The organism is Martelella sp. HB161492, assembly GCF_013184775.1.
Lineage (GTDB): Bacteria > Pseudomonadota > Alphaproteobacteria > Rhizobiales > Rhizobiaceae > Martelella.
Map to the genome: position 1 here is coordinate 60,628 of NZ_JAATVV010000013.1, position 21,233 is coordinate 81,860.

At 61.7% G+C, this 21,233-nt stretch carries 22 protein-coding genes; 1 reads left to right on the forward strand and 21 read right to left on the reverse strand.

Annotated features, from left to right (window positions below; translation table 11 throughout):
• Positions 1–20: 20 nt before the first annotated feature.
• From phnN to phnG, 14 genes are all read right to left on the reverse strand, one after another.
• A complete protein-coding gene (phnN, locus tag HCK86_RS19595) occupies positions 21–599 on the reverse strand; it encodes a phosphonate metabolism protein/1,5-bisphosphokinase (PRPP-forming) PhnN (protein ID WP_176086173.1) in 579 nt (192 codons plus the stop codon).
• Entirely contained in the window at positions 599–1,738 is a 1,140-nt protein-coding gene (locus HCK86_RS19600; protein ID WP_176086174.1) for an alpha-D-ribose 1-methylphosphonate 5-triphosphate diphosphatase, read from the reverse strand. Before HCK86_RS19600 ends, phnN begins: the two co-directional genes overlap by 1 nt.
• Before the next feature lie 22 nt (positions 1,739–1,760).
• Entirely contained in the window at positions 1,761–2,447 is a 687-nt protein-coding gene (locus HCK86_RS19605; RefSeq protein ID WP_176086175.1) for a DUF1045 domain-containing protein, read from the reverse strand.
• A gap of 113 nt (positions 2,448–2,560) precedes the next feature.
• Entirely contained in the window at positions 2,561–4,078 is a 1,518-nt protein-coding gene (gene phnE, locus HCK86_RS19610; RefSeq protein ID WP_176086176.1) for a phosphonate ABC transporter, permease protein PhnE, read from the reverse strand.
• 14 nt (positions 4,079–4,092) lie between these two features.
• Entirely contained in the window at positions 4,093–5,058 is a 966-nt protein-coding gene (gene phnE / locus HCK86_RS19615) for a phosphonate ABC transporter, permease protein PhnE (RefSeq protein WP_176086177.1), read from the reverse strand.
• An 81-nt stretch (positions 5,059–5,139) separates the two neighbouring features.
• The gene (gene phnD / locus HCK86_RS19620; protein WP_176086178.1) at positions 5,140–6,045 is read right to left on the reverse strand and encodes a phosphonate ABC transporter substrate-binding protein; all 906 of its coding nucleotides are present in this window, start codon (positions 6,043–6,045) and stop codon (positions 5,140–5,142) included.
• 88 nt (positions 6,046–6,133) lie between these two features.
• Entirely contained in the window at positions 6,134–7,003 is an 870-nt protein-coding gene (phnC, locus tag HCK86_RS19625) for a phosphonate ABC transporter ATP-binding protein (RefSeq protein WP_176086179.1), read from the reverse strand.
• A 150-nt stretch (positions 7,004–7,153) separates the two neighbouring features.
• Complete coding sequence (locus HCK86_RS19630; RefSeq protein ID WP_176086180.1) at positions 7,154–7,765, reverse strand: DapH/DapD/GlmU-related protein; 612 nt, start codon at positions 7,763–7,765, stop codon at positions 7,154–7,156.
• The gene (gene phnL / locus HCK86_RS19635) at positions 7,762–8,469 is read right to left on the reverse strand and encodes a phosphonate C-P lyase system protein PhnL (RefSeq protein ID WP_176086181.1); all 708 of its coding nucleotides are present in this window, start codon (positions 8,467–8,469) and stop codon (positions 7,762–7,764) included. The genes HCK86_RS19630 and phnL overlap by 4 nt, the downstream gene beginning before the upstream one ends.
• A gap of 3 nt (positions 8,470–8,472) precedes the next feature.
• Positions 8,473–9,258 (reverse strand): phosphonate C-P lyase system protein PhnK, encoded by a 786-nt coding sequence (gene phnK / locus HCK86_RS19640; RefSeq protein WP_176086182.1) that lies wholly within the window; start codon positions 9,256–9,258, stop codon positions 8,473–8,475.
• Positions 9,255–10,130: an alpha-D-ribose 1-methylphosphonate 5-phosphate C-P-lyase PhnJ gene (locus HCK86_RS19645; protein ID WP_176086183.1), complete on the reverse strand. Its 876-nt coding sequence runs from the start codon at positions 10,128–10,130 to the stop codon at positions 9,255–9,257. The genes phnK and HCK86_RS19645 overlap by 4 nt, the downstream gene beginning before the upstream one ends.
• On the reverse strand, positions 10,127–11,227 hold the full coding sequence (locus HCK86_RS19650; RefSeq protein WP_176086184.1) for a carbon-phosphorus lyase complex subunit PhnI: 1,101 nt from the start codon (positions 11,225–11,227) through the stop codon (positions 10,127–10,129). Before HCK86_RS19650 ends, HCK86_RS19645 begins: the two co-directional genes overlap by 4 nt.
• Positions 11,228–11,230: 3 nt before the next feature.
• Complete coding sequence (gene phnH, locus HCK86_RS19655; protein ID WP_176086185.1) at positions 11,231–11,839, reverse strand: phosphonate C-P lyase system protein PhnH; 609 nt, start codon at positions 11,837–11,839, stop codon at positions 11,231–11,233.
• Positions 11,839–12,312: a phosphonate C-P lyase system protein PhnG gene (phnG, locus tag HCK86_RS19660; RefSeq protein ID WP_176086186.1), complete on the reverse strand. Its 474-nt coding sequence runs from the start codon at positions 12,310–12,312 to the stop codon at positions 11,839–11,841. The genes phnH and phnG overlap by 1 nt, the downstream gene beginning before the upstream one ends.
• A gap of 132 nt (positions 12,313–12,444) precedes the next feature.
• Here phnG and phnF point away from each other — a divergent pair, with 132 nt between their 5' ends.
• Positions 12,445–13,194 carry a phosphonate metabolism transcriptional regulator PhnF gene (gene phnF / locus HCK86_RS19665; protein WP_176086259.1) on the forward strand — a complete coding sequence of 250 codons (750 nt, stop codon included), beginning with the start codon at positions 12,445–12,447 and terminating at the stop codon, positions 13,192–13,194.
• A 280-nt stretch (positions 13,195–13,474) separates the two neighbouring features.
• Here phnF and HCK86_RS19670 read toward each other — a convergent pair whose 3' ends face one another.
• From HCK86_RS19670 to mepA, 7 genes are all read right to left on the reverse strand, one after another.
• Entirely contained in the window at positions 13,475–14,110 is a 636-nt protein-coding gene (locus HCK86_RS19670; RefSeq protein WP_176086187.1) for a 2,3-bisphosphoglycerate-dependent phosphoglycerate mutase, read from the reverse strand.
• A 34-nt stretch (positions 14,111–14,144) separates the two neighbouring features.
• Positions 14,145–14,969: a 4-hydroxy-tetrahydrodipicolinate reductase gene (dapB, locus tag HCK86_RS19675; RefSeq protein ID WP_176086188.1), complete on the reverse strand. Its 825-nt coding sequence runs from the start codon at positions 14,967–14,969 to the stop codon at positions 14,145–14,147.
• A gap of 133 nt (positions 14,970–15,102) precedes the next feature.
• Positions 15,103–16,845, reverse strand: coding sequence for an ABC transporter ATP-binding protein (locus tag HCK86_RS19680; RefSeq protein WP_176086260.1), 1,743 nt, complete (start codon positions 16,843–16,845; stop codon positions 15,103–15,105).
• A gap of 231 nt (positions 16,846–17,076) precedes the next feature.
• Positions 17,077–17,952 (reverse strand): SDR family NAD(P)-dependent oxidoreductase, encoded by an 876-nt coding sequence (locus tag HCK86_RS19685; RefSeq protein ID WP_176086189.1) that lies wholly within the window; start codon positions 17,950–17,952, stop codon positions 17,077–17,079.
• 94 nt (positions 17,953–18,046) lie between these two features.
• The gene (locus HCK86_RS19690) at positions 18,047–18,640 is read right to left on the reverse strand and encodes a TetR/AcrR family transcriptional regulator (RefSeq protein WP_176086190.1); all 594 of its coding nucleotides are present in this window, start codon (positions 18,638–18,640) and stop codon (positions 18,047–18,049) included.
• A gap of 149 nt (positions 18,641–18,789) precedes the next feature.
• Complete coding sequence (locus tag HCK86_RS19695; RefSeq protein WP_176086191.1) at positions 18,790–19,815, reverse strand: glucokinase; 1,026 nt, start codon at positions 19,813–19,815, stop codon at positions 18,790–18,792.
• 333 nt (positions 19,816–20,148) lie between these two features.
• Positions 20,149–21,159, reverse strand: a complete 1,011-nt coding sequence (gene mepA / locus HCK86_RS19700) for a penicillin-insensitive murein endopeptidase (RefSeq protein WP_176086192.1) — start codon at positions 21,157–21,159, stop codon at positions 20,149–20,151.
• Between the last annotated feature and the right edge of the window lie 74 nt (positions 21,160–21,233).

Genomic DNA, 21,233 nt, shown 5'->3' on the forward strand with positions numbered 1-21,233 from the left:
TGGTCAAGCAGTGCCGGCAATCAGCCTGGCAGGTAGGCGCGGAGCGTGGTGATGAACATGGCGGCGGCGGTGTCGAGTTCACCGGAATTGTCGATGGATATCACGTCGAAATCGCCATGAACGGCCATATTGGCGCGCGACAGGCGGTTGAGGATCTCCTCCCGGCTTTCCCGTCCGCGTGCCTGAAGCCTAGCGGCGAGAATATCCGGCGTGGCCGTCACATTGATCACGGTCAGCCGCTTGAAGGCATCGCGAAACAGCGGCAGTGCCTTGCGCGATCCGTTGCAGATCGCAATGCCGCCGGCAGAAACAAAATCGCACGCATCGGCGGGAATGCCGTAATGGAGCCCGTGGGCGAACCACGACACGGCGAAGGCGCCGCGCTCTGCCATTTCGATGAAGGCGTCTGGCGTGGTGCTGTCATGATCCTCGGTTGCACCATCGCGCGGCCGTGTAATGACACGGCGCTGAAAGCGGATACCGTCATGGCCGGCAAGACTGACGGCGGCCCGGTTGATCAGACTGTCCTTGCCGGCGCCAGACGGGCCGACAACAACAATCACCCGGCCGCCTTCAGGCTTCGGTGTCACAAGGTTCATCACGCGACCCGCTTTCCGCCACGCCAGACGGCGCGCGTCACCGGCACACCTTCCGGGCGATAGACCCGGACGATATCGGCGCGAAGGCCCGGCGCGATCCGGCCGCGATCGGTAAGGCCAACGGTCTTTGCGGGCGTTGCCGTTACCATTTTCAGGGCCTGCGGCAGGGTGATGCCGTCCACCTCGTCGGCCAGCACGAAGGGCGCGTAAAGCAGGCTGAGCGGCACATAATCCGATGACAGCACGTCGAGAACAGCATTTGCTGCGAGATCGCGCGCGGCGATATTGCCGGAATGGGACTTGCCGCGCACCACATTCGGCGCGCCCATCAGCACCGAAAGGCCAGCGCCGTGGGAGGCACGGGCGGCATCGAAACTGGTCGGGAACTCCGCCAGCTTCACACCATGATCGATCGCTTCGGTGACATGGGCTTCGGTGGCATCGTCATGGCTCGCAACGGTGATCGCGCGGGCGGCGCAATGATCGGCAATGTAGCGGCGATGCTTTTCCGAATAGAGGGCGGAGGCTTCCTGGCGGCGTTTGATGAAGGCACTGAAAGCATCGTCGGACAGGCCGCGCTTGGTCTTGTAATAGAGCGTATATTGTTCGAGCTCGGTAAACTGACGCTGACCCGGGGCATGATCCATCAGTGAGGCAAGTTTCACATGCGGGTCATCTTCGAAATCCGAGAAATGCTCCAGCACGTCACCTGCCGATACCTCGCAGCGCAGATGCAGGAAGTGCTGGGCGCGCAGCCGGTCTTCTCGTTCGGCCCTGGAAATGGCATCGGCCATCTCGCGCATTTCGCCCTGCTTGAAGCCGCCATCCTCGTCGGAGCCGAGGCGCAGGCAGTCGAACACGGTGGTGATGCCGGAGGTGACGATCTGGGCATCATGGGCCTGAACGGCGGCGATCTGGTTCCAGCGCACGCCGGGGCGCGGGGAATAATGCCCTTCCAGATGGTCGGTGTGCAGCTCGACGAGGCCGGGGATCAGGTAGTCACCCTCGAAATCCTCGCCATGGGCGCTTGTTCCTTCAGAAATATCGGCAATCAGTCCGTCGCGGACGAGGACCGAGCCCTGGACGATCTCGTCCTCGAGCACGATCGCGGCATTGGTGAATATGGTTTCCTTGGTCATTTCGGTTCAAGCTTTCGTCTGTTCAGCCGGTCAGTTTCTGCCAGCGTCTTACGGTAAAGGGGTCGCCGCGATTTTCCTCGACAAAGAGTGCCAGCCCGTCAATTGCGAGCGGACGGCCGATGAAGGCCCCGAAATATGCAGCCGCGGCCGAGCGGATCACGGCGGCATCCGTGCCCTGGACCGGCCCGGTCAGCGTCATGTGGAAGCGGAATTCGTCAAAGACATAAGGATAACCCCAGCGCATCAGATTGGCACGCTCGGCATCCGACAGGCTCTCCGGCTTGCGGCGGGCAATATCCGCCTCGGAAAGCGGCGCGCGCATCGGCTCGAAATGATCGACCACGGTCGCGGCAAAGGCCTGGAGATGCGGGTAGCGCTCGGTCGGCACCAGGGCGAAGAAATTGCCGAGTTCGCCAAGCGTGATTTCCGGCAGGGTGAAGGGGGAATGTTTACGGCAGAAAACGTCGAACGCGGCCTCAAGGGCGGACGGGGTGACGGTTTCTTTCAGCGTGAAGGGGGCCTTCAGCGTGGCGTGGAAGCCGTAACGGGCGGCGGCGGCTGTTACAACCTGCATCCGGTCGGGGCTGATCGGCACAGTTTCCGGGAAGGCGACCGGCGCTGCGGAAAAGGCGCTGCGGCCAAGCCAGTTGCTGGCCGCTGTGGTCAGCGGGTCGGTTGCCTCGGGAGTGAAATAGATGGCGTAGCGCAAGAAACGAAATCCTTGAAAACATGAAACCGGCAGCAAGGTGAGGGGATTCGTTGTTTCACACAAGCAACCGATGGGCGCGGGGGCAAAAACCTGAACTTTTGCCCGCACTTCATTCAGTGGTGGTCAGTCTTCGCTGTTCCCATCAGGCGGGACCTGAGGGCATTGGAAATATTGTCGAAGATGAAGACCACAATAAGGATCAGCACCACCATATAGGCAACGTTTTCCCAGTCGGAATTGGTGCGCATCGCCTCCCACAGCTTCAGGCCGATACCGCCGGCACCAACCGCGCCGATGATGGTGGCCGAGCGGGTGTTGCTCTCCCAGAAATAGAGCGCCTGCGAGCAGAACAGCGGCAGAACCTGCGGCAGCACGCCGAAACGCTGGACGGCAATGGGCGAGGCGCCGACGGATTTGACGCCCTCGCGCTGCTTGTCATCGATGTTTTCCAGCGCTTCGGAATAGAGCTTTCCGAGCGTTCCGGTATCGGTGAAGAAAATCGCCGACATGCCGGCCAGCGGCCCGGGGCCGAAGGCGCGGGTGAAGAACAGCGCCCAGATGAACATGTCGACGGAGCGCTGGAAATCGAAGAAGCGCTTGACGATCTGGTTCACCGGCTTGTTGCGGAAGATGTTCCGCGCAGCGAGGAAGGACAGCGGAAAGGCAAGGATGCCAGCGAACAGCGTGCCGACAAAGGCCATGACGATGGTCTGGCCGAGCTTGATCCAGACATCGAGATGCTGCCAGGAGGGATTGTAGAGGAAATCATTCAGCGCCAGCGCGAAATTGCTCTTTTGCGGGTCGATGCGCGGCGCGGCAAGGATCGCCTGCGCCACCTGGCCGAAGGACATGCCCCAGAAGGCGGAATTGGTGTCGAAGAAGAAGTTTTCCCAACCGAGGAAACGGCGATGGACGAGAACCTTGTCATCGCGGATTTCAACATAGCCGGCAAAACCGAAATAGGCATAGACCTTGGCGCCCGGACGGTCCTGTTCAGCCCAGGAGGGCAGCGGATCAAGCGGATAGACACCCTGATCGTGACGAAGTTCCAGACGGAGCTGTTCCCGACCCCGGTTTAGTGTCACCAGCTTCGGCAGAATGGTGACGGATTTCCTGCCGCCAAGACGGATCGCAGCACTGGTGACCACCTCTTCGGTCACTTTTTGCGTGGCCGGTGCCGCCGCCTCTGCTTCACCCTGCTGACCGGCATTTTGCGGTGCCACGAACATGAAGGCAGAGGAAGGCGTTGTGGCCGGTGCGGCCTGCGTTGCCGCGCCGGTGTCGATGGTGCGCGTCATCTCTTCGCGTGTAGTGGAGACCCAGTCGGGATCGGGATGTTCACCGAGCGGCGAGAAGCGCGGATAGCTGACCTCCATCGCGCCATCGGCGGAAATCTCCACGGTCGGTCGCCCCTCATAGGAGATCCAGTCGGCGAGATAATTGCCGGCAATCGCCCAGTTGGCGGAACCGAGTACGGCGCCGACGGAGAAAAACCACCAGCAGAAGGCGAGATAGGCAAGGGTGCCGGCGATGATGGCAATGGCGCGGATACGCGATTTTATCGATCCCCTGAGGAGGTCGGGGTGCCGTGCGGCGACGGCTTCCATTTCGGAAACTGCGATAACGCTCATGGCTTGTCTTCCTCTCACATGGCCGGGGCAAAGGCCTGATTGCCGACAAGGCGGCGTCTCAGCCAGGCGGAGAACTGGTCAACGGCGACGATGGTGCAGAACAGAAGCAGCACGATAGCAATGGTTTTGGCGGCATGGCCGCGGCTGATCGACAGCCTGAGCTGCTCGCCGATGCCGCCGCCGCCGACGGCGCCGATAATGGTGGAGGCTCGCACGTTGATTTCCAGACGCAGCAGGAAATAGCTCATGAAATTCGGCAGAACCTGCGGCACGATACCGAACCAGACCTGCTCGACCCAGTTGGCGCCGGCGGCCCTCAGACCTTCCACGGGTTTCATGTCGGCATTTTCAACCACTTCGAAGAACAGTTTCCCAAGCGCCCCGATCGTGTGGATTGTCACCGCGATCATCGCCGGGATCGGGCCGATCGACAGAATGGCGAGGAAGAAACCGGCCAGCACGATCTCGGGAAAGGCGCGCAGCACTTCCATGAAACGCCGTACCGTGCCGCGCAGCCAGACATTGCGGGTGATGTTCTTGGCCGCAAAGAAGCACAGCATGAAGGCGAAGACAAAGCCGATAATGGTGGAAACGATGGCGATATTCAGCGTTTCGAGCATCTTCTCGAAATATTCGGGCACATAGAATTGCGAGCCGAAGAGATAGATGCGGCCATCGGGATAATCATATTGCAGCGAGCCGTCATAATAGGGGGAGGCGCGGTCGAACAGCGCTCGGAAGGGCTCCAGCGCATCGCGCGGCACAAGCTCGCCGGTGAAATCGAGAAAATGCGGCAGCCGGTCGAAGAATTTGCCGGCATTGGTGGCATTGGCAAACCAGAAGGACCCCGCCAGCGCCAGAAACAGGATAACGAGCGTCAGAACCGTGTAGAACCGCTTCTGGGCCGCGAGCTTTTGCCAGTGTTCCTCGATCAGCGCACCGCTGTCGCTCAATTGTGGCCGGTGGTCGGACGTCTTCATGAATTCTGCCTGGGACAATGTCGATCAACAAGAAGACCCGTACCGCCGGAGCGGTACGGGTTTTGATGGGGAAGGCTGAAATCAGCCGCCGATGGTGGCCTTGCGGGCATTGATGATCGGCTGGTAGAAGTCGACGTTGACATCGGCAAAACCAGTGAAGTCACCGCCTTCGACAGCGGCGAAGCAGTCCGGGTCGGTCTTCGGCAGGTTGACCATGAAATCCTTGACCTTGGTCTTCATGTCGTCGTTCAGCGATGTGCGGACAACGATCGGGCCGTTCGGGATCAGCGGGCTTTCCCAGAGCTGAACCAGATCATCCATGTTGAGGATGCCCTTGTCGACCATCTTGCGCAGATTGCCGGAGGTGTAGCCATCTTCAAAACTGCCAACGCCCGAAGCCCAGGTCGTGCCGGCATCGAACGTGCCCTTGACGACTTCGAGAACCAGGTTTTCATGACCGCCGCCGAAGCCGGTTTCGGAGAAGAACTGGTCAACCGGCATGCCAACGGCTTCCGGCAGCGTCACGGTCGGGATCAGGTAGCCGGAGGTGGAGTCCGGATCGGCAAAGCCGAGCTTCTTGCCCTTCATGTCGGCAAGCGAGGTCATGCCCGAATCCTTGCGGGCGACCATGACCGAGTGATAGCCCATCGAGCCATCGGTCTGAACCGTGGTCAGGATCGGCTCGACCGCGTTCGGGTCGGAGAGGTAAGCCTTGGCATAGCCGGATGCGCCGAGCTCGGCATAATCAAGCGTGCCGCCGAGCAGGCCCTGAATGACGCCGTCATAATCGGCGGCCGGGAACAGCTGGATGCTTTCGACGCCGATGGCGGCCGGCATTTCGTCGACCAGGCACTGGAAGTTGCGCAGGCGGTCAGATTCGTTTTCGCCACCGAGAATGCCGATGCGGAAGACCTTCAGGTCTTCGGCCATGGCCGAGGTCGAAAGAGCGGCAAGGGCTGCCGTGGCCAGAAGAATTTTCTTGAACATGACTTTCTCTCCTAGATGTCCGGCGTCCCTGCCGGATTTTTGGGGGATCGTATTTGCCCGTCACGCGGGCGATCATTGAGGCTGGCCTTCAAGGCATGGCTGCCTCGGCTTCCGTCAGCATGGGGTTGCCAACGGACGACTTCCGGGCGACAGCCGCTGCGGGGAGCTTGTCCTCGTTGATCGTTGTCGAGGTCATGCTCTCGTCGATACCGGCGCTGTTCTTGTCGGAACCGTAGATTTCCTGCACTTTCGCCGCCGTCAGCTGCTGCGGCGTGCCGTCAAAGACCACACGGCCCTGCGACATGCCGATAATGCGCTCGCAATAGGTGCGGGCAGTGTCGAGCGTGTGCAGATTGGTGATGACCGTAATGCCCTCACGCTCGTTGATATCGCGCAGCGCATCCATCACCACCTTGGCGTTGAGCGGATCCAGCGAGGCGATCGGCTCATCGGCGAGCACCATTTTCGGGTCCTGCATCAGCGCGCGGGCAATGGCGACGCGCTGCTGCTGGCCACCGGACAGGGTGCCGGCTTTCTGCAGCGCCGTCTGTTCGATGCCGAGCCGTTCCAGGGCGGCTATCGCCATGATCCGCTCCTCCCGGGTAAAGGCGTTCATCAGCGACAGCATGGTGGAGCGGTGGTTCAGCCGGCCAAGCAGGACATTGGTCAGCACGTCGAGGCGCGGAACCAGATTGAACTGCTGAAAGATCATCGCGCAATCACGCTGCCAGTCGCGCAGCGGCTTGCCCTTGAGTCTGGAGACATCATGGTCGCCGAACAGGATCTCGCCTTCAGACGGGTCGATCAGCCGGTTGATCATCCGCAAGAGCGTCGACTTTCCGGCGCCGGATCGGCCGATCACGCCCACCATCTGCCCCTGCGGGATGACGATGTTGACATTGCTGACCGCAGTCTTGGCACCAAAGCGGCGGGTGACGTTTCTGATTGCGAAGTTCATGCGACAACTTTCAACGAGATTTAAATGCCGGGCGCACCGCGTCCGGCAGGTCGGTGCGAGCGACCTGTTATGCGTTGTCTTAACGGTGCTGTTTGAAGGCCGAATGTCAGTTTTGTATCGGAAATATTACAACCTGAGGCGCGCCATCGCCTATTCGTAGGCGGCCAGGAATTCTTCCGCGCGCATCGTCCGGAAATCGGCGAGTGCGGCACGCAGCCGGTCATGCTCCCAGTCCCACCAGCAAAGCGCATCCATGCGTGCCGCGATCTCTTTGGGAAAGCGCTGCCGGATCGGCTTTGCCGCAACACCGGCAACGATCGTGTAGGCCTCGACATCTTTCGAGACGACAGCGCCGGCGCCGATCACCGCGCCATTGCCGACGCTGATGCCCGGCAGCAGCGTGGCGCCATGGCCGATCCAGACATCGTGGCCAATGACGATGCGCTTGTCGCGCCGTCTGGCAAAGAAGGCATGATCGGGCTCGGCATCATCCCAGTAGTCGTTTGAGCGATAGGTGAAGTGATGCAGCGTTGCCCGTTCGACCGGGTGATTGGTGGCGTTGATGCGCACGGCAGCGGCGATATTGGCGAATTTGCCGATCGTGGCGCACCAGACGGCGCCATCCTGCATGATGTAGGAATAATCGCCCATCTCGACATCTTCAATCCGGCAGCGCGCCTCGATCTCGCAATAGCGGCCAAGCCGGCTTTCCTTCACGCAAGCGGTGTCGTGAATGACGGGGGCAATGCCGAGCTTCGTCATGCAGCGCTCCTGCGGGGCGAGAAGGCCATGACGTCGATCACCGTGTCGGCGACCGCCTCGCGCACTTCAGAATCGTGAAAGATGCCGAGAAGCGCGACACCATCGGCCTTCTTCTCGGCGATCATGTCCATCACCACCTTGCGGTTTTCGGCATCGAGCGAGGCGGTCGGTTCATCCAGAAGCAGGATCGAATGGTTGGTGATGAAGCCGCGGGCGATATTGACCCGCTGCTGCTCGCCGCCGGAAAAGGTCGCCGGCGGCAATTGCCACAGAGCTTCCGGCAGGTTGAGCCGGGACAGCAGCGCCTTGGCCCTGTCCCGCGCCTTTTTCTGGCTGGTGCCTGCAGCCAGCAGCGGTTCGGCAACAACGTCGGTCGCCGAGACGCGCGGAACGGCGCGCAGGAACTGGCTGACATAACCGAGCGTGTCGCGCCGGACAGAGAGGATCAGGCGCGGGTCGGCACTGGCGAGGTCCACCGTCATACCCTTGTGGGCCAGCAGGATCTGCCCCTGATCGACGGCATAATTGCCATAGACCATTTTCAGGATCGAGCTCTTGCCGATGCCCGACGGGCCGCCGAGCACGGCGCAGCTGCCCGCTTCGACGGAGAAGGAGGCATTGTCGATGACGGGCAGTTTCAGCCCGCCGCGGAGATGCATGGTGAAGCTTTTGGAGACTTCGGAAACGATCAGCGGAACGGGCATGGCTTACACCTGCAGGATGGAGGAGACGAGAAGCTGGGTATAGGGCTCGCGCGGGTCATCCAGCACCCGGTCCGTCAGGCCCTGCTCGATGACGCGGCCGGATTTCATCACCATCATCCGGTGCGACAGAAGCCGTGCGACGGCGAGATCATGGGTGACGACAATCGCGGCGAGACCGAGATCATTGACGAGGCCGCGCACCAGATCGAGAAGCCGCGCCTGTACCGAGACGTCAAGGCCGCCTGTCGGCTCGTCCATGAAGACGAGGCGTGGCCCGGTGACCAGATTGCGGGCGATCTGCAGGCGCTGGCGCATGCCGCCGGAAAAGGCGCGCGGCTGGTCATCGATCCGGTCGGCGGCGATTTCGACGCGCTCCAGCCAGTCGGCGGCGGTCGCGCGGATCTGGCCGTAATGACGGTCGCCGATCGCCATCAGCCGCTCGCCGACATTGGCGCCGGCGGAAACGGTCATGCGCAGCCCGTCGGCCGGGTTCTGGTGGACAAAGCCCCAGTCCGTGCGCATCAGCACCCGCCGTTCTGCCTCGCCCATGCGGTAGAGATCGGAAAAACGGCCGTCGCGCATGCGGTATTCCACCGTGCCGGTGGTCGGCGTCAGCCGGGTGGAAATGCAGTTCAGAAGCGTTGTCTTGCCGGAGCCGCTCTCGCCGACGATCGCCAGAACCTCGCCGGGATAGAGTTCAAAGCCGACATCAAGGCAGCCGGGCCGTTTGCCATAGAATTTCGAAACGCCGGTGACCTTCATCAGCGGCTGATCGGGTCTGGCCGTCATGCTGCATCTCCTTCGCCTTTATGTCCCTCGGCGCGCCGGGTCTCGCAATGATCGGTATCGGAGCAGACAAACATGCGATTGCCTTTGTCGTCGAGCACCACCTCGTCGAGATAGACGCCATGGGCACCGCAGAGCGCACAGGGCCTTTCGAATGTCTGGACCTCGAAAGGGTAATCCTCGAAATCGAGGCTGACGACATCGGTATGGGGCGGGACGGCATAGATGCGTTTCTCCCGGCCCGCGCCGAAAAGCTGCAAGGCCCTTGAGCGGTGCATTTTCGGATTGTCGAATTTCGGCGTCGGCGAGGGGTCCATGACATAGCGTCCGTCGACCTTGACCGGATAGGCATAGGTGGTGGCGATATGGCCGTTCAGCGCAATGTCCTCGTAGAGTTTCACATGCATGAGGCCATATTCGGAAAGCGCATGCATCTTGCGGGTCTCGGTCTCGCGCGGTTCGAGAAAGCGTAACGGCTCGGGGATCGGCACCTGGAATACGATCACCTGACCGGGCTTCAGCGGCGCTTCGGGAATGCGGTGCCGGGTCTGGATGATGGTGGCGTCGGCCGTGTGGGTGGTGGTGGCAACATCGGCAACATTGCGGAAAAATGTGCGGATCGACACCGCATTGGTGGTGTCGTCGGCACCCTGATCGATCACCTTCAGGCAGTCATCGGGGCCGATGATCGCCGCCGTCACCTGCACGCCGCCGGTGCCCCAGCCATAGGGCATCGGCATTTCGCGCGAGGCGAAGGGTACCTGATAGCCGGGAATGGCAATGGCCTTCAGGATGGCGCGGCGGATCATCCGCTTGGTCTGTTCGTCGAGATAGGCGAAATTGTAACGTGCGAGATCTGCGGTATGGGCGCTCATTCGGCGGCCTCCTTGCGGTCCCTGTTGCCGGAAGTGTCAAAGGCCGAACGCATGCGGCGCACCAGATCGAGCTCGGCCTGAAAATCCACGTAATGCGGCAGTTTCAGATGCTCGACAAAGCCGGTGGCCTGGACATTGTCGCAATGGGAAATCACGAATTCCTCGTCCTGGGCCGGGTGGTTGACATCCTCGCCGAGCTCGCCGGCGCGGAGCGACCGGTCAATCAGCGACATGGCCATGGCCTTGCGCTCGGCCTGGCCAAAGACGAGGCCATAGCCGCGGGTAAACTGCGGCGGCGCCTTGGCCGAGCCCTTGAACTGGTTGACCATCTGGCATTCGGTGAGCCGGACATCGCCGATCGAAACGGAAAAGCCGAGCTCCGGCGCATCGATTTCAACCTCGACCATGCCGATGCGGATCTCACCGGCAAAGGGGTGGCTGCGGCCATAGCCGCGCTGGGTCGAATAGGCGAGCGCCAGCAGAAAACCTTCATCGCCACGCGCCAGCGCCTGCAGCCGGCTGTCGCGCGCAAGCGGGAAATCGAGCGGCTCGCGGGTGATATCGCCCGGCCGGTGGTCCTCGGGCAGAAAGCCGTCGCCTTCGATCAGGCCTTCCCCGGCAAGGATATCCGACACCCGCATGGCCCTTGCATCATCGGTGTGACGCCGCGCCGGCTCTTCAACCGGTCCGTCTTCAAGCAGGCCGGGATCGAGCAGGCGATGGGTGTAATCGAAGGTCGGTCCGAGCAGCTGGCCGCCGGGCAGATCCTTGTAGGTGGCCGAGACCCGGCGCTCGATCTGCATCGAAGCGGTGTCGAGCGGCAGCGATGCGCCAAAACGGGGCAGTGTGGTGCGATAGGCGCGTAACAGGAATATGGCCTCGATCATGTCTCCGCGCGCCTGTTTGATCGACAGCGCGGCAAGATCGCGGTCATAAAGCGAGGCCTCGCCCATGACCCGGTCAACGGCGAGCGCCATCTGTTCGATGATCTGGTCAACAGAGATGGCGGGCAGCGACCGGTCGCCGCGCCGGCGGTCTGCCAGCAGCCGGTGGGCGTTGTCGATGGCGGCTTCGCCACCCTTGACGGCAACATACATCGTTCAGCCCTCCTTGGTCATGACTGTGGTGGAGCGCGGCAGGCAGAGAATGGCATTGCGACAGGTAAAGATGATGTCGATGCCGCGCGGGAAGCTGGCGCGGTTTCCGGCCCAGCGGGCAAGAAAATGCGGCGGCAGGCCAGTGAGCATCACGTCACGGCTGCCATCAATGCCGGGGCCGGACAGGGTGAGCCGATCGCCCGCATCAAGCGATGCGAGCTCAATGATCAGCGTCGTCGAGCGGTCGGGATAGTCCTGGCTGCCGGTGGCGAAAAGCTCGAAAGAGGGCACGGCTGCGCCTTTCTCGATCACGGCGAAGGCGGCGAGAGCCTTCTCATCCGTCACCGTCGCGCCGGTGTGAAAGGAGATCCAGCTGGCGAGGACGGTGTCGGACAGGCTCTGGGTCAGCCAGCAGGGCGTGTCATTGTCGAGAAGCGTCAGCAGGGCAGCGCTCATGGCGGGCCCGACCGGCCCGGGTGCCTCCGCCGATTCGGCGATGGTCCGGATTGTTCCGGGCTCGGCCATGGCTTCCATGACGTTGCGGAACACGGACTGGGCGTTGAAAACGGGATCTGGAAACCCGCCGTGAAGGATTGCGGCTTTTCCGTCCATCAGTCTTCTCCCCGGACCATTGTGAAAAAGTCGACACGCGTCGCTGCCGTTTCCTCGGCCTGTCTGCTGCGCTCGCCGGCAAGCCGCGTATCAAGCGGGGCGAGCAGTGTCGTGTCGATCAGTGCGGCAAGTTCGGAGCGCTGCATCAGCGCATCGATGATGGCGATCATCTGCGCCTTGCGGCGATCGGCTCCCAGACAATAACCATGTCCCACCCGGCCATCGGCGAGGCGGACCGAAGCGCGGCTGGCGGTTGCCTCGCCCAGATTGAAAGCGGCACCGCCGCCGCCGATCCGTCCACGCAGCATCACAAGGCCGGTTTCGGGACCGCGCAAGGGGCTGACGGCTTCATCGGGGGCGAGGCGGTTCAGGGCGCTGCCCAGTTCTTCGGCGCTGGCGCGGGCCAGAAGACCGGCGGCCTTTTTCCGTGCCTTCTGGCCGGCATTCAGTTTTTCTGCTTCAGCGGATGTCATTGCCAAACCTCTAAATGTCTATTAATATAGACAACTATACATATGCCTATGGTTATAGAACCATGCTGTGACAGGTTTATGAAGTCGGAATATGGATCGGGGGCGGCGTCAGTGGAAAGAAGCGAAGCGGAGATTGCCGGCGTGTCCACGCTTGCACGCAGCAATGGCGTTGCGCTCTGGCGTCAGATTGCCGACCTGATCCGGCAGGAGATTGCCGCCGGCAGCTTTGATTCCACCGGCATGGTGCCGCCGGAGATGGAGCTTGCCGCCCGTTTTGCTGTCAACCGCCATACGGTGCGCGCAGCCCTTGCGGCGCTGGCGCAGGAGGGCGTCGTGCGCTCGGAACGCGGACGAGGGACCTTCATCGCAAGACAGGCCGATTTTGCTTTTCCGATTTCGCGCCGTACCCGGTTTTCCGCAGGGCTCGGCGAGCAGGCACGGGTTTTTTCCGGCAGCCTGCTGGAGGCGGCGCGCGAGCAGGCGCCGGGGCGGGTGGCGCGCGCACTCGCACTGGACGATGGTGACGAGGTGATCCGCACCGAGACCGTGCGGCGCGCCGATGGCGTGGCGCTGTCGCGGGCGACCAGCTTTTTCCCCGCCGACCGCTTCGGCGAGATTGGCGGCGTGCTTGCCGAAACCCTGTCGGTCACTGCAGCGCTGAAGCGTTTTGGCGTCGAGGATTATCTCAGGCGCGAGACAGAGGTGACGGCGCGCCATGCCAGCCCCGAAGACTGCGCAGCGCTGAACCTTTCCCCCGGCGCGATCCTGCTTGTTGCCCGTTCGGTCAATACCGATCTGGCCGGCCGGCCGATCCAGTATTCCGTAAGCCGCTTTGCCGCCGACCGGGTGCGGCTGACGATTGACGCGGCCGATCTGGACTGAAAAAGGGCGGCCCGAAGACCGCCCCCAGACTGCTGACAAAGCCATTCATATTGCATATTTGAGGTGGAGCAGCCCCTCCCTCCGTCGTCATCCCCGTGCTTGTCACGGGGATCCAGATTCATAAGGCATTGAATAGACAAGTCCTTTCGCCGCGCAGACGCGCGTCGGCTGGATGCCTGTGACAAGCACAGGCATGACGTCAGAAAAAGGAGCGAGGTTTGTCAGCAATCTGAGGGCGGCCCGAAGACCGCCCCTTTTGAAATTCCCGCTGTCTGCGGCCTCAGTGGGCGGCGGACATGTCGCCGAGAACCTTCTTGCTGGCGACGGTGGAATCGGCGTTCAGCGTGTAGACCATCGGCACGCCGGTGGCGAGGTTGAGCTTGAGGATCTCTTCCTGGCTCAGGCGGTCCAGCACCATGACGAGGGCGCGCAGCGAATTGCCGTGAGCGGCGACCAGAACCTTTTCGCCGCGGAGAACGCGCGGCAGGATCTCGGTCATGTAATAGGGCCAGACGCGGGCGCCGGTATCCTTCAGGCTTTCGCCGCCGGGCGGGGGTACGTCATAGGAGCGGCGCCAGATATGGACCTGTTCCTCGCCCCATTTCTCGCGTGCATCATCCTTGTTGAGGCCGGCAAGATCGCCATAGTCGCGTTCGTTGAGGGCCTGATCCTTGATGGTCTCAAGGTCGCTTTGGCCGATCTGTTCAAGAACCAGCCTGCAGGTGTGCTGGGCGCGGGTGAGCGCCGAGGTGTAGGCGACGTCGAATTTGATGCCGGTTTCGGCCAGCGCCTTGCCGCCGGCCGTTGCCTCCTGAACGCCGAGCTCGGTCAGATCCGGATCCTTCCAGCCGGTGAAGAGGTTTTTCAGATTCCATTCGCTTTGGCCGTGGCGCACCAGAACCAGAGTTCCGCTCATGACAATGTTCCTTCAAGACTTAGCAGTGTTACATTTAACTATCGGAAAGCCCGAGCACGTCGAGCATGGAATAGAGACCGGGTTTCTTGTCCTTGCCCCAGAGAGCGGCCTGAACGCCGCCCCGGGCGAAAATGCTGCGGTCGAGCGCGCTGTGGGACAGCGTCACAACCTCACCCTCGCCAGCCAGCAGCACCGAATGCTCGCCGACCACCGATCCGCCGCGCAGCGAGGCAAAACCGATCGCACCTTCCGGCCGCGCGCCGGTATGGCCGTCGCGGCTTCGCACGGCCTTATCGCGCAGATCCACCTTGCGGCCCTTGGCTGCCTCTTCGCCGAGCAGAAGCGCCGTTCCGGACGGTGCATCGACCTTGTGGCGATGATGCATTTCCAGAACTTCGATATCCCAGCCTTTTGCAGACAAGGCAGCGGCTGCCTGGCGCACGAGAACGCCAAGCAGATTGACCCCGAGACTCATATTTCCAGATTTGATGATACGTGCATGGCGGGCGGCCGCCTTGATCTGTGTCTCATCGGCCTGCGAAAGACCGGTCGTGCCGATCACGTGGACGATGCGGGCCTGGGCAGCAAGCCCGGCAAATTCAACGGTTGCGGCGGGCGCTGTGAAATCAAGCACGCCATCGGCATGCAGAAAGGCGTCCAGCGGCGCGTCGGTCACGGCAACGCCGAGGGCCTCGATGCCGGCCATTTCGCCGGCATCCCTGCCGATCATCGGGCTGCCTTCACGCTCGACGGCGGCATGAAGGACGGCACCCTCGGTTTCGGCGATGATGCGGATGAGCGCCTTGCCCATCCGCCCGCTGGCACCCACGACGACGAGTTTCATTGCCTTTTCGGTCATGTCTTTTCCTGGTCTGTTGGCCGGGCGGCGGCCCGGCCCTGTTTCGGGCATGGCTGCCCGGACTGCATTCTGTTTGCCTCTATAACCCGCTTTGCGTCAATGGCGAAAGGCCGACAGTGGCCATGGCCGGCCCTCAGTCATCATTCAGGGCCGTGTCGGAACCGGCATTGAACTGCAGCTCGCTCAGATGGGCATAGAGGCCACCGGGCTTCGCGATCAGCTGGCGATGCGTCCCTTCCTCGACCACCTGGCCCTCATGCATGACGATGATCTTGTCGGCGTTGACGACGGTTGAAAGACGGTGCGCGACAACGATCACCGTGCGCCCGCGCATGGCTTCATCCAGCGCCTTCTGGACAAAGGCTTCCGATTCCGCATCGAGCGCCGAGGTTGCCTCGTCGAGAAGCAGGATCGGAGCATCGCGCAAGATGGCACGGGCGATCGAGATACGCTGCTGCTGGCCGCCGGACAGCGTGCTGCCGCTTTCGCCGATCGGTGTGTCATAGCCCTGCGGCTGGGCGAGAATGAAATCATGCGCATAGGCAAGCCGGGCGGCTTCACGGACATCCTCGTCGCTGGCACCGGGGCGGCCATAGCGGATATTGTCGGCAATCGAACCTTCGAAGAGATAGGGCCGCTGGCTTACATAGGCAATCTGGCTGCGCAGCGAATGCTTGGTCACCCGATCGAGATCCGTTCCGTCAATGGTGATCCGGCCGGAGCGGATATCGTAGAACCGGGGAATGAGCGAGATGATCGTGCTCTTGCCGGCCCCTGACGGTCCCACCAGCGCCGTGGTCTTGCCGCCTTCGGCAACGAAGCTCACCGACTTCAGGATTTCCGTGCGGCCATAACCGAAGACGACATCATCCAGCCGGATTTCCGCCTTGCCGACCACAAGCGGCCCGGCATCTTCGTCATCGGGCTGATGCGGGATCGTGTCGAGCACCTCGTAGAGCATGCTGGCATTGATGGCGGCCCGCTCCAGCTGCACCTGCAGCTTGGCCAGACGTTTAGCCGGATCATAGGCCATCAGGACAGCGGTGATGAAGGCGAAAAAGGAGCCGGGCGGAACGGCGTGATAGATGGTGCGATAGCCGGCATAGGCGATGACGGCGGCAATGGCGCCACCGGCAAAGGTCTCCGTCAGCGGCACGGTGCGCTGGGAAAGCTTGGCGGCGCGGTTATTGCGGTTTTCCGAGCGGTCGATCAGCTTGCCGACCTTGTCGCGCAGCAGGTCTTCCATGGTGAAGGCCTTGACCACGGCAATGCCCTGCACGCTTTCCTGCATGGCGGCAAAGGTGCGCGAGCCGATCTCGACCGTTTCGCGCGAGACCTTGCGCATCTTGCGCGAAATGCTGCGCAGCGAAATCACCACCGGCGGGGCGGCGACGAAAACGATCAGCGTCAGCATCGGGTCCTTGGCGATCATCACACCGACGAGCGCGATCACCGACAGCGCATCGCGTGCCGCCGAGGTGATGACGAGGTTCATCATGTCGCGGATACCGCCGATATTCTGGTTCAGCTGGGCAATCAGCTTGGCCGACCGCTCCTCGCTGTAATAGGTCAGCGACAGGTTCATCAGGTGATCGAACACCTTGCGCTGGTAGCGCGCGATAATGTTGTTGCCGATCATGTTGAGCACGACCGACTGGCCATAGGTGGCAAAGCCGCGGATGGTGAAGGCGAGAAAGACCGAAAAACACACCAGCGCGACCAGGTCGCCGCGCTGATTGGCAAAGATCTCGTCGACCACCGTCTGCATGATCCAGGCGGAGAAGGCGGTGCAGCCGGCAACGGCCATCAGGCAGAGGGTCGAGAAGGTATAGCCCCAGAAATGCTCGCGCGCATTTTCCGAGAAGACACGCTTCATCACCGGGTAAAGCCCGACTGTACCTTCCGCATTGTTGAGGTTCCTGGGGTGCTTTGCCAAGGGGTGTAATCCTGTCGTGCTGCTGAGTGGATGTTCAATACAATCAATTACCTGTCGTTTCTAGGGCCTGGTGCGATGAATCGCTAGCGCCCGCTGCGTCATGGCGGTGGCCGGAGGGGTTTGGGCGCCCGATGCCGGCGGGCACGATCCGCCGGCATCGTGGCGCAGGCTTTACCCGTGCAGCTTGCCAAACCTGCCGATTGCGGAGAAATCGGCATCATCAAAATCGATCGAGCGGCTTATGGCCTCCCAGGCTGCCCCCTCCTTCAGGCGCTTTTCGTCGGCCTCCTTGAGGAAAGTGAGTGCGTCGGTGCCGAGAACCAGATGGTCGGGCAGATCATCGCGGCGGGAAAGGTCGAGGATCACGGCGGCAATGCGGTCGGGATCGCCGGTCTCATGGCCGATGACCTGCTTCAGAAGGTCAGCCATCGCGCCCATGCTCGTCTGGTAGTCGGGCAGGAAGGGCGGCACGTCACCACGTGCGACCTTGCCCCAATTGGTGCGGATACTGCCGGGTTCGACGGAAATGGTGTGAATGCCGAACGCAGCGGTTTCCTTGGCAATCACCTCAGAAAAGCCGCTGACCGCCCATTTTGCTGACTGATAGGCCGCCATGCCCGGGCTGGTGACACGTCCGCCAATCGAGGAAATGTTGATGATATGGCCGGAACGCTGGGCACGCATGACCGGCAGTGCAGCATGGGTTGTGTTGACGACGCCGAACAGATTGGTCTCGATCTGGGCGCGGAAATCAGCAAGGCTTGCCTGTTCGAAAGGCAGGAACTGGCCATAGCCCGCATTGTTGACGAGAATATCCAGCCGACCGAAACTTTCCACGGCAAAGTCCACGGCCGCCTTTGCCGCCGCCTCATCGGTTACATCCAGGGCGAAGGGGCGCAGGTTTTCGCCGAATGTCTCAAGCAGCGGCTGCAGTTCTGCAGGCCGCCGCGCTGTTGCGACAACCCGGTCACCGGCTTCAATGGCGGCGCGGGCAATGCTTTCGCCCAGTCCGTGGGCGCTTCCGGTTATGAGCCAGACTTTGGTCATGATCCGTTCCTTTTTATGAGTGAGTAATCAGGCATTTATTTGGCAACATACAGGCCGGCAGATCGGCCTTGCGATGATGCGTGGCATGAAGTCTTCAGGCTGGGACGGCTGGGACGGCTGGGCCGGTGATGCCGTTCCAGAAAATATCGAAGCCTGCTGTGCGAAAATGGCCGGCTTGCTTTGGTTCCGCGGCGATCTTCTCGAAGGTCAGTTCGGCCAGGCCATGGATGAGGGCGGTGATATAGTCCATTGTCAGGTCACTGCGGGCGACACTGCCAATCGCGGCTTCCAGCCGTCCCGATGACGCAGCGAAGCATTGGGCGCCCTGATCATGGCTTGCAGCGCTCACCTGCTCGCTGATCTTGAGTTTCTTGAGCGTGCGCCATTTCTCGCCATTGGCAGCTCCCCAGTCGATCAGTGCATTCCAGATGGCCCGGACGACATCGACGCCGTCGGCGGCCTCGCTGACCGGCGGGTTCAGGGCAGCGGCCAGCTCGCCTTCCAGTTCCAGAAACAGGGCATTGATAAGCACGTCCTTGCTGGCGAAATAGATGAACACCGTCCCCTCGGCCACACCTGCGGCACGGGCGATCTTTGCGGTCGATACGCTCGTGCCTTCCGACGCGATCAGCCGGGTTGCGGCGGCAAGAATTGCCTTTCGTTTTTCTTCGGATATCGGACGCGCCACAGTGGCCTCACTTTTATGAGTGATTGCTTGCTCATTTAAATGGATATCCGAAAGCCGGTTACAAGACTGGCGGGCCATTTTTCTCAAGGAGGGGGCTTTCGGCGCTGTGGGAACACGCCTCCGCCGGATCCGGCCGAGGCGTGGAGGCTTCAGCCGCGCCAGCGGCGGTTTTCAAGCGCCAGTCCGAAACGGCCGGGCGTGCGGGCATAGGTGGCAAGGCCTGCAAGGGCTGCCAGCGGATGGGTGACGACATAGGTCGGGATCGCCTGCATCAGCGCATCATGCGGTGCCTTGTCTTCGAAGGCGGCGCGAAATTCGGGCTTTTGCAGCGCTGGCAGGATCTTTTCCGAAATGCCGCCGGCCAGATAGACACCGCCGCGGGCCATGAAGATCATCGCCATGTCGCCGGCGATGCGGCCGAGATAGGTGGCGAAAAGCGACAGGGTTTCCACCGCCTGCTCGTTGGAGCCATCAAGACCGGCATGGCTGACATCAGAGGGTTCGACAAGACTCGGCGTGATCCCGTCCGCCATGCAGATGGCGTTGTAGAGATTGACCATGCCGCGGCCGCAGAGGATCTGCTCGGCAGCGACGCGTCCCTCAATGGTCTTGATATAGGGGAAGATTTCGAGATCGCGCTTGCTGCGCGGGCCGAGATCGACGTGGCCGCCTTCACCGGGAACAGGGATCCATTTGTGCTGGGCGTAGACGAGCCCTGCAACACCAAGGCCGGTTCCCGGACCCAGCACCACGCGTGAAGCCATCATCGTGTCCGGGCGCGGGGCGATCGCGACGCGATATTTGTCCGGCATGTTGGCGATTGCCAGCGCCTGCGCCTCGAAATCATTGATAATCAGAACATCTTCCAAGCCAAGCTCGCTGATCATTTCCTTCGGCTTGACCACCCAGTCGCAATTGGTAAGCGGGATCTCGTCGCCACGGATCGGGCCGGCAACGGCCAGAATGGCCGAGCGCGGCTGCAGCGACGACTTGTCCATCACGCCGGCCTGGATGGCCTCGCCTATGGTTGCGAATTCCTTGGTGTGGACGATCGGAAAATCGCGCGGCTCGGCATAGGGGTCCACCAGCAGCGAGAAGCGGGCATTCGTGCCGCCGATGTCGCCGATCAGAATCGGAAAGGAGAGGGGCTGATCAATATCACTGGATTTGGCCATGGTGTTTCCCATATCTGCCTTTTCGTCGAAGGCTCTGTGACGGTATCTGACGGCATTTAGACCGGGTTGGACGTCTGCTTCAACCAGTTCGACGTCAATATGGTCGCTCCGGTTGAAACTTTTAAGTCGCCAGGGCCTTTCTCATCCGGTTTCGCCCGTCCGTCCGTTTCGGCTACGAGAACAGTCTTCGAGGGCGACAGCGTCGCCGTGAAAGGTCGAGGCAATGCCCTTCCTTGCGGCTTGAGGTAATACAATCGATTTAGGTTGCTTCAATGACCTACATCAAGCCAAAGCGGTTTGGAAGGGCCAACCGAAAATCGCCTTTCGATTGTTTCAGCCGGCCGGTCTTGGGGTCGGCACGGGGCCGATCTCCGGCCAGGGCGCCAGTGGCGGCAGCGGGATTGCCGGCGTCAGTGCGGCAGCCGGCAGCGGCGAAGGGGCGGCGGCGGTCAGTACGGCGGCGCAGGCCTTCGGCAGGTCCGAGAGGATCTTGTAGGAAGGGCGGCTTGGCTTCTTTGCTGGCTTGGTCGGTTTGGCCGGTTTGACGGGTTCGGCCGGTTTCCATGGCGCGTCGGAAAGCCACCAGGCGAGGTTCTCGCCACAGCCGTCATCCTTCATGTCGACGGCATTCTGCGCCGTGCAGTCCGTCTGGCCTTTCGGGCAGAACAGGCGGATATGGATATGGTCGTCATGGCCCCAATAGGGACGTACCTTGGCGAGGTTGGAGCGGTCGCCTTTCCAGTTGTCGCAAAGGTCCTTCTTGATGCCGGGATGGACGAAAATCCGCTGCACTTCCGGGTAGCTCGCCGCCCGCATGACCAGCTTCTCGCCGGCGGGGGTGAATTTTTTCGGATCGATAAACAGCGTGCCATCATTCTTCAGCACGGATTGTGCTGACAAATCCTCGCGTTCACGCAGTGACAGCCGGTGGTCCGGCATCGGCGTCAGCCAGATATCGACATCAAGGCCGATCTGGTGGGAGGCGTGACCGGAAATCATCGGGCCGCCGCGCGGCTCTGACATGTCGCCGACCAGCAGGCCGGGCCAGCCATCATATTGCGCGGCATCGCTGGAAAGCTTCTCGATCATGTTGATGAGTTCCGGCGTACCGAATCGGCGGTTGCGCGACAGCCGCATTGCCTGCCAGGTCTGCCCGTCGATCGGCAGCGCCTGAGCGCCGGACAGGCAGCCATCGGCATAAAAGCCGATGGCCCGGGCAGGGCCGGCCGACGGGGTCGATACCGAGGCGAACAGAACCTTGGCCGAGGGCGGATCTTCGGCAAGCGCCGGCGCTAGGCTTGCGAGAAGGGCAGACAGAGCCAAAACAAGTTTTTTCAATCTCATCTCTTTCTCCAGAATGCGGTGCAGCGGCGGCTTTGTGGCGCCCTGACCGGGCCTGTCATGCGCAAATACGATAA

Coding starts and splice junctions, on each gene's coding strand:
- phnN (WP_176086173.1), bottom strand. CDS start 599: ATGAACCTTGTGACACCGAAGCCTGAAGGCGGCCGGGTGATTGTTGTT.
- HCK86_RS19600 (WP_176086174.1), bottom strand. CDS start 1,738: ATGACCAAGGAAACCATATTCACCAATGCCGCGATCGTGCTCGAGGAC.
- phnE (WP_176086176.1), bottom strand. CDS start 4,078: ATGAGCGTTATCGCAGTTTCCGAAATGGAAGCCGTCGCCGCACGGCAC.
- phnE (WP_176086177.1), bottom strand. CDS start 5,058: ATGAAGACGTCCGACCACCGGCCACAATTGAGCGACAGCGGTGCGCTG.
- phnD (WP_176086178.1), bottom strand. CDS start 6,045: ATGTTCAAGAAAATTCTTCTGGCCACGGCAGCCCTTGCCGCTCTTTCG.
- phnC (WP_176086179.1), bottom strand. CDS start 7,003: ATGAACTTCGCAATCAGAAACGTCACCCGCCGCTTTGGTGCCAAGACT.
- HCK86_RS19630 (WP_176086180.1), bottom strand. CDS start 7,765: ATGACGAAGCTCGGCATTGCCCCCGTCATTCACGACACCGCTTGCGTG.
- phnL (WP_176086181.1), bottom strand. CDS start 8,469: ATGCCCGTTCCGCTGATCGTTTCCGAAGTCTCCAAAAGCTTCACCATG.
- phnK (WP_176086182.1), bottom strand. CDS start 9,258: ATGACGGCCAGACCCGATCAGCCGCTGATGAAGGTCACCGGCGTTTCG.
- HCK86_RS19645 (WP_176086183.1), bottom strand. CDS start 10,130: ATGAGCGCCCATACCGCAGATCTCGCACGTTACAATTTCGCCTATCTC.
- HCK86_RS19650 (WP_176086184.1), bottom strand. CDS start 11,227: ATGTATGTTGCCGTCAAGGGTGGCGAAGCCGCCATCGACAACGCCCAC.
- phnH (WP_176086185.1), bottom strand. CDS start 11,839: ATGGACGGAAAAGCCGCAATCCTTCACGGCGGGTTTCCAGATCCCGTT.
- phnG (WP_176086186.1), bottom strand. CDS start 12,312: ATGACATCCGCTGAAGCAGAAAAACTGAATGCCGGCCAGAAGGCACGG.
- HCK86_RS19670 (WP_176086187.1), bottom strand. CDS start 14,110: ATGAGCGGAACTCTGGTTCTGGTGCGCCACGGCCAAAGCGAATGGAAT.
- dapB (WP_176086188.1), bottom strand. CDS start 14,969: ATGACCGAAAAGGCAATGAAACTCGTCGTCGTGGGTGCCAGCGGGCGG.
- HCK86_RS19680 (WP_176086260.1), bottom strand. CDS start 16,845: ATGAAGCGTGTCTTCTCGGAAAATGCGCGCGAGCATTTCTGGGGCTAT.
- HCK86_RS19685 (WP_176086189.1), bottom strand. CDS start 17,952: ATGACCAAAGTCTGGCTCATAACCGGAAGCGCCCACGGACTGGGCGAA.
- HCK86_RS19695 (WP_176086191.1), bottom strand. CDS start 19,815: ATGGCCAAATCCAGTGATATTGATCAGCCCCTCTCCTTTCCGATTCTG.
- mepA (WP_176086192.1), bottom strand. CDS start 21,159: ATGAGATTGAAAAAACTTGTTTTGGCTCTGTCTGCCCTTCTCGCAAGC.